Origin of the sequence: Thiohalocapsa sp. (assembly GCF_019695415.1) — a bacterium.
In the GTDB taxonomy this organism is placed as follows: domain Bacteria; phylum Pseudomonadota; class Gammaproteobacteria; order Chromatiales; family Chromatiaceae; genus Thiohalocapsa.
On record NZ_JAIFKJ010000374.1, the window covers coordinates 1 to 11,970 of the forward strand.

Below are 11,970 nucleotides of genomic sequence, written 5' to 3' on the forward strand. Positions count from 1 at the left end.
CCGCGGGCCTGCTGCCCCACGGCGCCTTCGGCGCCTTAGCGTTGGACCAGCAGCAGCAGAGCCTTGTCGGGCTGCAAGAGCATCTGGCGCCCTGCGTCGGGCAGACCGCCGCCCGGCTGGATTTGGACCTCACCTGCGCCGACGACCCCGCCGGCCCTTGGCGGCTCACGGGTCAGGTGGGCGGTCTCTACCCTGGCCTCGGGCTCATGCGCTGGCGCGCCGGCAAGCTGCGCGGCGAGGACCGGCTCAGGCTCTGGCTTGCGCACCTGGGGCGTTGGGCGGTGGCGGATGCGAACCTAGTGAGCGAGCCTGAGCCTTCCTGGCTGCTCGGCCAGGAAAAAGGCTTCGTGCTCGCCGCCCCCCTGCCGCAGACCGAGGCCCGCGCCCGGCTGTGCGAGCTGGTGACCCTCTACCGGCAGGGCATGCAGCGCCCGCTGCCCATTTTCCGCGAGTCCAGCTTCGCGCTCGCCGAGCGCTGGGACGATGACGACGAGGCTGCGCAGGGCCGGGCGTACAGCGCGGCAAGGACTGCCTGGGACGGCAACAGCTTCAACGACATTCCCGGCGACCGCGACGACCCCTATGTGCAGCTGGTGCTCCGTGACGTGACCGGCGACCCGCTGGCCCACCCCGATTTCGCGCGCCTGGCCCTCGCCCTCTACGGCCCACTGCTGGCGACGGGAGCGGACGCATGAGCCCTAGGACGCTGGACAACCCGGCCATGCTGAGCTTCCCGCTCACCGGCGCACACCTCATCGAGGCCAGCGCCGGCACGGGCAAGACCTACAGCATCGCCAACCTGTATCTGCGGCAGATCTTGGACGGCCGCGAGGTGAGTGAGGTGCTGGTGGTCACCTTCACCAACGCCGCCACCGATGAGCTGCGCGGGCGTCTGCGAGCCCGGCTGTCCCAGGCGCTGTCGCTGCTGGAGCAGGGGAGTACGAGCGATGACGAGTTCCTGCAGATGCTGGCGGCGCAGCTGCGCGCCGGTCCTGAGCTGGACGTCGCCATCCGCCGCCTCAGGCTCGCCGTGCGCGCCATGGACGAGGCCGCGGTGCTCAGCATCCACGGCTTCTGCCAGCGGGCGCTGACGGAGTTTGCCTTCAACAGCGGCCAGGGCTTTGGCCTCGAGGTCCTCACCGATGACAGCGAGCTGTGGCGCACCGCGGTGCAGGACTGGTGGCGGCGCACGGCCTATCCGCTCACCGCCGCGGAGGCCGAGCTCTTCCAATCCGCGGTTGGGGATTTGGACGGCTTCCGCCGGCAGCTCGACCCCCTGCTGAGCAATCCGCAGCCCGCGCTGCTGCCTGCGGTGTTCGACGCACCCGGCGTGCTGGGGCGTTTCGACGCGTTGCTGCCGCAATTGGCTGGCATCGCCGCGGAGTGGCGACAGGAGCGAGCGCGGTTATCGGCAGCGTTGCTCGGCAGCCCGGCCCTGAAGCGAGCCCAGAAGACACCTTTCCACCCGGACGTGCTGGCAGCGAGCCTGGCCGAGCTTGACGACTACCTTGCTGCTGATCCGATGAGGCCGCCGCCGACCTGTTTCCAAGCCCTCGATGCTGAGGTAATCCAGGCCCAGCTCAAAAAGAACAAGACCGACCCGGCCCTGGACGACCCGTTCTTCAGCCGCTGCGCCGAGATCCGCACCGCGCTAGAAGCCATCCACCGCGACCTGCGCGCCGCGGCCCTGGCGGACGCCGCCGCCTTTGCCCGGAAGCAGGTCCGGAAGGCGAAGTCGGACGCGGGACTCCTGTCATATGACGACATGTTGACCCACCTTCGCGATGCGTTGGAAGGTGAGGGCGGCGACGCGCTCGCCGCTGCCGTCACCGAGCGCTTCCCGGTGGCCATGATCGACGAGTTCCAGGACACGGACCCGCTGCAATGGGTCATCTTCCGCCGGCTCTACCTTGATGGGCCGGGCAAGGGGCTCCTGCTCATCGGTGATCCCAAGCAGGCCATCTACAGCTTCCGCGGCGGCGACATCTTTACCTACATGCAGGCCCAACAGCGCCTGGACGGCGGGGCCCGTTGGACCCTGCTCGAGAATTGGCGCTCCACGCCTGCTGCGGTGCGGGCGGTGAATGCCGTTTTTTCGCGCCGTGAGCATGACGCCTTCGTGTTTGGCGACACCATCGGCTTCGTCCCGAGCTTGGCGGCGGACAAGGCCCATCGCCACCTGGTGGACGGCGACGCGGACCGGCCTGCGCTGACGTTGTGGACGGTGCCGCTGGTGCCGAACAAGAAGGGCGAGCCGAAGCCGCCGAGCAAGGACGAGGCGACGGTGATGGCCCACGCCGCCGTCGCCGGGGAGATCGTCCGGCTGCTGGCGGGGGCACGCGCCGGGACGGTCCACCTGGTCAAGCGGGATGCCAACGGCAAGGTGGTTGAAGAAGGCCCGCTGGCGCCGAAGGACATCGCCGTGCTGGTACGCACCCGCCGGGACGGCACCGCGCTCCGCCAAGCGCTGGCAGCGCGTGGCATCAGCGCCGGCTCCGTCGCCCGGGACAGTGTCTATCTCAGCGACGAGGCCGCGGCGCTGGAGCCGCTGCTGGCGGCGGCCCTCGACCCGCGCGACCGCCAGCTCGCCCGCCAGGCCCTCGCCTCCCCGCTGCTCGGGCTGGGCTATGCGGAGATCGCCCGCATTGCCGCCGACGAGCACGCCTGGGCGGACTGGGTGGACCGGCTGCTGGCCCTGCAGCAGGCCTGGCAGCGGCAGGGCTTCATGGCTCTGTTCCAGCAGCTGTTATGGCACACGGGGGTCACTCCGGCCGACGGCAAAGGTGCTGCGCATCCGGTCTCGCCCGCCGGCATCGCCGAGCGCCTCGCCGCCGGCGACGATGCCGAGCGCCGCCTCACCAACCTGCTGCACCTGGGCGAGCTGCTGCAGCAGGCGGCCCGCGCCGAGGCCGGCATGGACGCGCTGCTCGGCTGGTTCCGCAACCAGCGCCGGGAGCATACGGAGCGCGCCGGCGACGAGCTGATGCTGCGCCTGGAGAGCGATGCGGACCTGGTGCAGATCGTCACCATGCATGCCGCCAAGGGGCTTCAGTACCCGGTGGTCTTCCTGCCGGACCTCTGGAACTGCAAGGTCACCAATAAAGACAGGCCGCTGCGCTTCCACCGGACGGACGACCATGTACGCTGCCTCGACATCGGCTCTGACGACCAAGATGCGCACTTGCACCTCGCCGAGCGAGAGCGCCTCGCGGAAGACGTGCGTCTGGCCTATGTTGCGCTGACCCGGGCCGAGTCGGCTGTTTACGTCGTCTGGGGCCGCGCGGGCAGCGCGAGCCGTGGCACAGACGCGAGCCGCTCCGCGCTGGGCTGGCTGCTGCATCCGCACCAGGACGCCGCGGCCCTCACGGAGGGTCCGCCGGATGCCTTCGCCGGCCTCGATGCACTGGAGCCGGACCTGGACGCGCTGGCTGAGGCCGCAGACGGTGCCATCACCGTCACGGAGCTGCCGCAAGCGCTGGCGGCCGGTGGACTCGTTGCTGCCGAGGAACGCGAGCCGCCTGCCGCTCGCACCTTCAGCGGCCACATCGACACCCGCTGGCGCATCACCAGCTTCTCGGCCCTGACCCGCGACCTGCACGCGGCGCCGCCGGGGCTCGGCGAGCGCATCGATGACGAGTCCGCAGCGGCCCAGAGCGCGTCGCTGCCAGAGGTTGAAGCACTGGTGGCGGCACCGCCGGACGACGACCCGGCGCTGCGCTTCCCGGCCGGCAGCGACGTGGGCACCTTCCTGCACCTACTGCTGGAGCATCTGGACTTCACCGGCGACATCGCCGCGCAGGCCGAGCAGCTGAGCGCCCGCCATGCCGCGCGCTTCGGGCTCGATCACCACCGCCACGGGCCGGACACCATCCTGCTGATGCAGCGCGCGGTGGCGACGCCGCTCGATGCACAGGGCTTCCGGCTCGCGGATCTGCCGGCAGAGCGCCGCCTGAACGAGCTGGCCTTCGACCTCGCCACAGACCGCGCCGATCTCGGGGCGCTGAACCGGCTGCTGGCCGAGCATGCGGGGCAGCCCGTGCCGGCACTCACCGGCGTCGACTTCGCCGGCATGGTGACGGGCGTCATCGATCTGGTGTTCGAGCACGATGGGCGTTTCTTCGTTGCGGACTACAAGAGCAACCTGCTCGGGCGGCGTTTCGACGACTATGCGCCGGCTGCCTTGGAAGCGGCCATGCTCGCCCGCCGCTACGACCTGCAATACCTGCTCTACACCCTGGCGCTGCACCGTTGGCTCGCCACGCGGTTGCCGGACTACGACCCGGCGCGTCACTTTGGCGGGGTCTACTATCTCTTCATGCGCGGCATGCGCCCCGAGACCGGACCGGGGCGCGGTGTTTTTTTCACGCGGCCGGAGCCTTCGCTCATCGATGCTCTGGACGAGCAGGTGCTGCCGTGGGGCGACGCTGCGCAGGGCCTGTCCGCTGCGGCGGGGCAGGGTGCGGCATGAGCCCCTCGCTGTATGCGCTGATGGAGGCGGGTCGGCTGCCGCCGCTGGCTTACTACTTTGCAGGATTTGTGGCGCGCGGCTGCAGCCTTGCCGAGGATAGTGTCGTGGCGCTGAGCGCAGCCCTGGTGAGCGCGCGCAACCTGGACGGCGACGTCTGCGTCGACCTGGCCGAGCACGCCGGGCGCCCGCTGTTTGCGGAAGACCTCGCGAATTCCGCCGCCGAGACCGATGGTCCGATGGCGCCGCCGCTCGGTGACTGGCTCGAAGCGCTGGGGGACTGCCCCTGGGTCGGCGGGCCTGGAGCGCAGGCGCCGCTGATCCTCGACAGCGTGGCGGACGGTGACGGGCATCGCGCGCGGCTTTACCTCGGCAAGTACTGGCACTTCGAGGCTGCTGTCGCCTCGGCGCTGCACTCGCGCATGCAGCCGGCGGCGGACCTGGATCCGGCGCGGCTCGCCGACGGGCTGGAACGCCTCTTTCCGCCTGCACCCTGGGACGTTGTTGACGAGCCCGACTGGCAGCGCATCGCCGCTGCCGTCGCCGTCTCACGCCGCTTCGCGGTGATCTCCGGTGGTCCCGGCACCGGCAAGACCACCACCGTGGTCAAGGTACTGGCGCTGCTGCTGCAGCAGGCACCGGACCTGCGCATTGCGCTGGCGGCGCCCACCGGCAAGGCCGCGGCCCGGCTCACCGAGTCCATCGCCGGCGGCAAGCAGCGTATCGCCGCCGCCACCACTGCCCGAGACAGTGCTGCTGCGGATGTGCTGGCGCGCATTCCGGAGCAGGCCCAGACCATCCATCGGCTTCTGGGGTACGGAGCAGACGGCCTGTTCCATCGCGATGCCGACAATCCCCTGCCGGTGGACTGCCTGGTGGTGGACGAGGCGTCCATGATCGACCTGCCGCTCATGGCCCGGCTGCTGGCGGCGCTGCCGGCTACAGCGCGGCTCGTGCTGCTCGGCGACCGCGACCAGCTGGCCTCGGTGGAAGCGGGCAATGTGCTCGGCGATATCACGGGCCGCGGCCAGCCCATCCGTTACGCCCCAGAGCAGCTGGACCTATTGGCCAGGGTGGGCGCCGCGCCCGCGCACCTGCTGGCCGCGGCCGCGGGCCCGCGGCTCGAAGACCCGGGCAGGGCCGAACTGCCCGCCGCGGCGTCCGAGCCGCCGGCGGCCAGCGCTGTGGCTCTGCTCCGCAAGAGCTGGCGCTTCGGCGCCGACAGCGGCATCGGTGCCCTGGCCCGGGCCGTCAACGCCGGTGACGGCGATGAGTCACTCAGGCTGCTGGACGACCACGGGCACTCGGACATCGCCCGGCTGGTGCCGCCCGCGGACAGCCTGCATCCGGCGTGCATCGACTGGGCCGTGGAGCGCTTCGCCCCGGTGCTGAATGCTGCCGGCCCTGAGTGCGCGCTGGACCTGTTGGACCGTGCCCGGATGCTCGCGGCGCTGCACCGCGGCCCCTACGGTGTGGAGACCCTGAACGCGCGCATTGCCGCGCGGCTGCATGCAGAGCGGCCGGCCTTATCCGGCGCCGGCAGCCCCGAGGCTCACCACCATGGCATGCCGGTGATGATCACCGCCAACGATTACGAGGTGGGCCTCTATAACGGTGACGTGGGCCTCTTCTGGCAGGACGCAGCCGGTCGATTGCGGGCTCATTTCCGCGCCGCCGACGGCAGCCTGCGCACCCTCTCCGTGCGCCAGCTTCCACCCCACGTCTGCGCCTATGCGCTCACCGTGCACAAAAGCCAGGGCTCCGAGTTCGACGAGGTGCTGCTGGTGCTGCCCCCTGAGCCGCACCCGCTCGCCACCCGCGAGCTGCTCTACACGGCCGTCACCCGCGCCCGCAAACGGGTGACCGTCCACGCGGGCGAGGCCGTGCTGCGCTGCGCCTGCAACGCCCGCGTGCACCGTACTTCGGCGCTCGCGGAGCGACTCGGTTGGCCTTGGCAGCCCATCGGCAGCAACGTCCGGCGCGAGCGATAAACGTCGCAAGTCAAGATATGGGGACGGTATACTTAACTTGCTCGTGGCGAATACGGGACGCGAATCGCCTGAGTTGTATCGGAGAGTAGCGAGTTTCGATGGGCGAGGTTCGAGGAGGAGAAGGCAGATCAGCAGGTTTTTTGCACGACAAACCGAAAACTGGCGTGCGATGGGTATCAGTACACTGTCCCCTTTTAGCGATTCATGCTCCTGGACCCCGTGATGGACCCCCAGCTTGCCCTGTTGGTCGCGGCGATACTGCTCGACGCGCTGCTGGGGGATCCGGACTATCGGCTTCATCCCATCCGGGTACTGGGGCATGGCAGCATCGCGCTGGAGCACTGGCTCTTCGCCCGCGGCTGGAACGGCCGCCTCGCCGGTGGGCTGCATGGGCTTGCCGTCACCTTGGGTGCCCTTGGCGCATGGTGGCTTGTCCACCTGGGCTTTGCGGCGCTGCATCCGGGGCTCGGCTGGCTCTGGGACGGCTACATCGCCTACAGCCTGCTCTGCACGCGGGACCTGCTGGACCATGGCCGCCGCGTGCTCGCCGTGCTGGATGACCTGCCGGCGGCACGGGAGCGGCTGCGTTGGCTCGTAAGCCGCGATACCGACGCACTTGACCGCGGTGGGGTGGTGCGAGGAGCCATCGAGAGCCTGGCCGAGAACCTCACCGATGGCGTCCTGACACCGCTGTGGGCGCTGGCGCTGTTCGGGCTGCCGGGACTCATTGTGACCAAGGCGGTCTCCAGCCTCGATTCCATGGTGGGCTATCGCACTGAGCGTTATCGCCGCTTCGGCTGGGCCGCCGCACGCGCCGATGATCTGCTGCACTGGCTGCCTGCGCGGCTATCGGCACCGCTGTTCGTCGCCGCCGCCGCGCTCACGGGCGAGCACTGGCGGGACGTGTGGTGGACTGCGCGACGCTGGCACAGCGTCCTGCCGAGCCCGAACTCCGGCTGGAGCGAGGCCGCCGTCGCCGGCGCGCTCAGGGTGCGGCTGGCGGGGCCCGTCAGCTACCACGGCGCGTGGCGGGACAAAGCGTGGATGGGGGATGCCGCATGGCCCGCGAACCTCACCGGAGACGACCTGCGCCGGGCCCTGAGGCTGGTGGCGGTCGCTGCCGTGCTGGCAGCCGTGGCGGCGGTGGGGCTGTTCCTGGTGGTGCGAGCCTGACGCTGCCCCACTTGCGGCAGCCGGATCGATCGAGCGCATGCGAAACCCGGCCAGGCGCTCCCATATTGACGACGACAACCATGGATTAAATATACTGTCCCCGTAATTGTTGTCCCCATAGATGGTCCTTGTGCTCATTCTGCGTCCGGCGATCTGTTGGCTGCCAGCGCGCGAGCCAGCTCCACCAGGCTGAGCGGTGACGAGCCCTCGGCCTTGTTGTTGACGATGATGTAGACCTCGCGGCCGCGGGCCAGTGCGGCGGCGGCAAGGCCGAGGACGTCGGCACGGGTGTCCGGGTCCGGCTCGGCGAGCTGGTCGAAGGGCGCATAGCGGTCCCGGGCCTCGTCGTAGCCGCGGTTGCGGCGCAAAAGCCAGCGGATCACGAGCGGGCCTTCGGCGTCGTCCGGGAACAACGATGCCTGCACCCGTAGCTCTGGCACACGCGGATGCGCCGCGACGGAGGGCACCGCGCCGCCGTGCTGCAAGGCGGCGGCGAAGTCCGGCGTCAGCAGGTGGGCATCGCGGACCTCGACGGCGTAGGTGGGTCCGGTCGGCAGGCGCTTGAGGAAGCGGTAGATGGCCTCGGCGAAGCGGCGCGGGTCGATGCGCGCGCCCTGGGGCGGGAACTGGAACAAGAGCACCCCGGCGCGCTCGCCCAAGCCCGGCGCATAGGGCTCCACCGCCTGGTGCAGTGCGGTGTCGACGTCCAAAAACCCCGGGTTGTGCCGCCAGCGGCCGTCGCGCTCGCGCCGGTTGCGCTGGGTGACCGCGGCGGGCGCCTTCACCAGAAAGCGAAACCCCGTTGGCACCTGCGCTGCCCAGCGCGCGAGGCGGCGGGCATCCAGGGGTGCGTAGAAGCCGCTGTCCACGCCGACGGTGCCGAAGAGCGGATGGTGCGCATAGGCGGTGAGGCCATCGCGGGAGAGCACAGCCTTGGGCTCGGGGCCCGCGTAGACGAGCCCGGCCCAGCCCGGAAAGGACCAGCTGGAGGTGCCGAGCCGAAGGCCGGCCGGTAGGCGGCGGCCGAGGGCGGTGAGCTCGGTCGGCAGGTTCGCAGCAGCGACTGCCCGCGCGTCGTCCGGCCCGCCGGCGACGGAGCTGGGGCTGTCGTCCGCACTGGGCTCACGCGCCGACCCGGCAGGCGCGGGATCGGGCAGATCGTCGAAGAGGCTGAGCTGACTCATCCCGAGCCAAGTGGGGGCGTCATCAGCGCCGTGCCAGCAGCAGCAGCTGGCCGTCGCGCACGACACGCAGGCGGTCGATGCCGGCCTGCAGTGCGCGGCCTAGGGTGTCGAGCGAGCCGACCTCGTAGCCGTTGGCACCAAGCAGCAGGTCGCCTTCCCGCAGGCCGGCGAGCCAAGCCGGGCTGCCGGGGCGCAGCGGGCCCACCTGCACGACACGTCGGCGCCCGTGCATGGACACCCGGATGCGCTCACCGAGCAGGGCGCCCTCCAGCTGCGGGTGCAGCTCCTCGCCGTGTACGAAGTCGGCGAAGGGGTCTTCAACCTCGCCGGTGAGCGTCAGCCGCCGGCCCTGGCGCAGCACCGAGAGCCTGAGCTCACTGCCTGCGCGGAGCAGGCCGATGCGGGTGCGCAGATCGGCGGAGCTGCTGACGGGCTTGCCGTCCAGCGCCAGCACTAGGTCGCCGGGCTTGAGACCGGCGCGCTCGGCGGCGGAACCGCTTTCCACGTTGGAGATGACAGCGCCGCGGGTTTCGTCCGTTCCCAGGGCTTCCGCCAGCTCCGGTGTGAGGTCCTGGGCGGCGGCACCGAAGAGCCCTCGGCGCACCGTGCCATGCTCCAGGATCTGCTCGATGACGGCGCGGGCCATGTTGGTCGGGATGGCGAAGCCAATACCGACGTTGCCGCCGCCCGGCGCCAGGATGGCCGTGTTGATGCCTACCAGCTCGCCGTTCAGATTCACCAGTGGCCCGCCGGAGTTGCCGGGATTGATGGAGGCATCGGTCTGGATGAAGCTCTCGTAGCCCTCTATACCGAGCCCAGTGCGTCCCAACGCGCTGACGATGCCGGACGTAACGGTCTGGGCGAGCCCGAAAGGACTGCCGATGGCGACCACAAAGTCCCCGACCTTGAGAACGTCCGAGTCAGCCAAGGGTACGGGCGGAAGATCGTCGGCCTCGGCCTGGAGCACGGCAATGTCCGTCTCGGGGTCGGAGCCGATGAGCCGCGCGTCCACCCGCCGGCCGTCGTGCAGGGTGAGGCGGATCTCGTCAGCGCCATGTACCACGTGGTGGTTGGTGGCGATGATGCCGCGCTCGCCGTCGATGACCACCCCAGACCCCAGGCTCTGGCTCTCGCGCTCCCGGGGTTGGCCGGGAATATCGAAGAACCGCCGGAAGAAGGGGTCCCGCAGCAGCGGATGATCTGTGATCTCGGTGCGGGTCACGGTGGAGACGTTGACCACGCCCGGCATGACGCGCTCGAGCATCGGCGCGAGGCTCGGCAGCTTCTGGCCGGCGACGGCCGTCGGCAGAGCGGTTTGGCCGGGGGGTGTGACGATGGCAGCGCACAGCATCAGCAGGGCTGCGCTCAGCCAGTAGCGCCGGCGGTGTTGCTGGTGTGCATGTTGGCTATGGCACGTTGGGATTGGCAGGTAGTCGGTGCTTCGGCTCATCATCGTTCGGTTAGGGTGCGTCGACTGTTCGGGCTCGGCAATGGCTCATGTTGCGGGCGGCGCCCGATGCTGTGGCTACTGCGCCCGCTCGCCGGTGAGGATCAAGGTTCCTCCTGCAAGCATTGCGGAAAACCATGACTATACTCAAACAGGGGTTTGACGCCGCATGACCATCTGTTGCGCTTGTGCGGCGTTCGTGAGCGCACGCGGGAGGTCGCATGAGCCCAGTCTCAGTTCCGGTTGCGGAATATGGTGTCGCCGCCGCAGAGCCGGAGCGCATCGAGCGCATACTGCGCGGCTCCTTGGCAGCCTTGGGCCGCGAACCGGATACGGTGCTCCAGCACCTGATCGCCCAGCAGCAGGCCTTCTCCTATGTGCCGGAGGCCGCCATCAGCCGGCTGGTGGCTGAGCTTGGCGTTACCCGGGCACAAATGCTGGCCGCCATCGACTTCTACGCCTTCCTGCATCGGACCCCGCGCGGGCGCTTCGATATCCGGATCAGCAACAACATCACCGACCACATGCTGGGGAACGCCGCGCTGATGACCCAGCTCTGCGAGGCCTTGGGCGTGCGCCCCGGCGAGCCACGCGCGGACGGGCGGGTGACGGTGGACCTCACCTCCTGTACCGGCATGTGCGACCAGGGCCCCGCGGCGCTGGTGAACGGGCTGGCGCTGACGCGGCTGGATGCCGGACGCATCCGCGAGATCGCCGCGCTGGTGGAAGCGGACCGGCCGCTCGCACACTGGCCGCAGGCGTTCTTTGCGGTATCGAATAACGTGCACCGGCCGGGGCTCCTGCTTGCGGACCTGGAAGCGCGCAACGCAGGCCTTGCGGCGCTCTTCGGCCAAGGCGGCCCGGCGGTGCTGGCCGAGATCGAGCGGGCGGGGCTTCGCGGTCGCGGCGGCGCCGGCTTTACCACGGCGCTCAAGTGGCGCTTCTGCCGCGAGGCGGCCAACCCGGATAAGGTCATCGTCTGCAATGCAGACGAGGGCGAGCCCGGCACCTTCAAAGATCGGGTGCTGCTGACGGCCTATGCAGATTTGGTGTTCGAAGGTATGACGCTGGCCGCGGGCGTTGTGGGCGCCAAGACCGGTTTTCTGTACCTGCGCGGCGAGTATCGCTATCTGCTGGAGCACCTGGAGGCCGTGCTCGCGCGTCGTCGCGCGCAGGGTCTGCTCGGCACCGCTATCGGCGCGGGACAAGGCCCGGGCGGCGGATTCGACTTCGACATCGGGATTCATCTAGGCGCCGGCGCCTCCATATGCGGCGACGAGTAAGCGCGCCTACAACAACTCGAAGGCAAGGCCGGACTCACCCGCAAGCCCCCGCCCTCACCGGACAGGGAAGGATCCACGGCACGGACCACGGCGGCGTGGGCGGGAGGGAGCGCCAGGCCGGCGGAGGCGGAGAGCCCGAGGCGTTCGCCCCCGACCGCGAACGGCCGGGCCAGCGCCTGGAGCACGCGCCGGATCCGCACCAGCGCGTCCTCGGGAACCAGGTCGAGGGGCGTCCAGATCAAAAAGCGTCCGCCCCCGAGCGCGGCGGCCCGATCGCCCCCGTCCAGCGCGCCGGCGACCCGCACCGCGACGAGGGCGCGGACGTGGTCAGCGCCCTCGCCGCCGAGCCACCCGCTGATCCCGGCGCGGCCGTCGAGGTCGCCGCCGGCCAACGCCCAGGACCGGCCACCCACCCTGGTGGCCGCGC

At 70.1% G+C, this 11,970-nt stretch carries 7 protein-coding genes and 1 pseudogene; 5 read left to right on the forward strand and 3 right to left on the reverse strand.

Annotation, left to right across the window (positions count from 1 at the left end; all coding sequences use genetic code 11):
- The 4 genes from I6U14_RS10720 to cbiB all read left to right on the forward strand — a co-directional run.
- Positions 1-695 (forward strand): hypothetical protein (locus tag I6U14_RS10720; protein ID WP_296899198.1); only part of this gene is annotated, 695 nt, incomplete at its 5' end.
- A complete protein-coding gene (recB, locus tag I6U14_RS10725; protein WP_296899201.1) occupies positions 692-4,468 on the forward strand; it encodes an exodeoxyribonuclease V subunit beta in 3,777 nt (1,258 codons plus the stop codon). The genes I6U14_RS10720 and recB, both read left to right, overlap by 4 nt.
- Complete coding sequence (gene recD / locus I6U14_RS10730) at positions 4,465-6,456, forward strand: exodeoxyribonuclease V subunit alpha (protein WP_296899203.1); 1,992 nt, start codon at positions 4,465-4,467, stop codon at positions 6,454-6,456. The genes recB and recD overlap by 4 nt, the downstream gene beginning before the upstream one ends.
- A 222-nt stretch (positions 6,457-6,678) precedes the next feature.
- Positions 6,679-7,629 carry an adenosylcobinamide-phosphate synthase CbiB gene (gene cbiB / locus I6U14_RS10735; RefSeq protein ID WP_296899205.1) on the forward strand — a complete coding sequence of 317 codons (951 nt, stop codon included), beginning with the start codon at positions 6,679-6,681 and terminating at the stop codon, positions 7,627-7,629.
- A 134-nt stretch (positions 7,630-7,763) separates the two neighbouring features.
- On the opposite strand, the gene I6U14_RS10740 is transcribed toward cbiB, so the two are convergent.
- A complete protein-coding gene (locus I6U14_RS10740; RefSeq protein WP_296899206.1) occupies positions 7,764-8,813 on the reverse strand; it encodes a DUF72 domain-containing protein in 1,050 nt (349 codons plus the stop codon).
- A 22-nt stretch (positions 8,814-8,835) separates the two neighbouring features.
- Positions 8,836-10,164 carry a DegQ family serine endoprotease gene (locus tag I6U14_RS10745; RefSeq protein ID WP_296899207.1) on the reverse strand — a complete coding sequence of 443 codons (1,329 nt, stop codon included), beginning with the start codon at positions 10,162-10,164 and terminating at the stop codon, positions 8,836-8,838.
- A 317-nt stretch (positions 10,165-10,481) separates the two neighbouring features.
- Here I6U14_RS10745 and I6U14_RS10750 point away from each other — a divergent pair, with 317 nt between their 5' ends.
- Positions 10,482-11,543 carry an NAD(P)H-dependent oxidoreductase subunit E gene (locus I6U14_RS10750; protein ID WP_296899208.1) on the forward strand — a complete coding sequence of 354 codons (1,062 nt, stop codon included), beginning with the start codon at positions 10,482-10,484 and terminating at the stop codon, positions 11,541-11,543.
- Here the strand turns inward: I6U14_RS10750 and I6U14_RS10755 are convergent.
- A pseudogene (locus tag I6U14_RS10755) lies at positions 11,504-11,970 on the reverse strand (hypothetical protein); the annotation flags it as partial. The gene I6U14_RS10750 and the pseudogene I6U14_RS10755 overlap by 40 nt on opposite strands.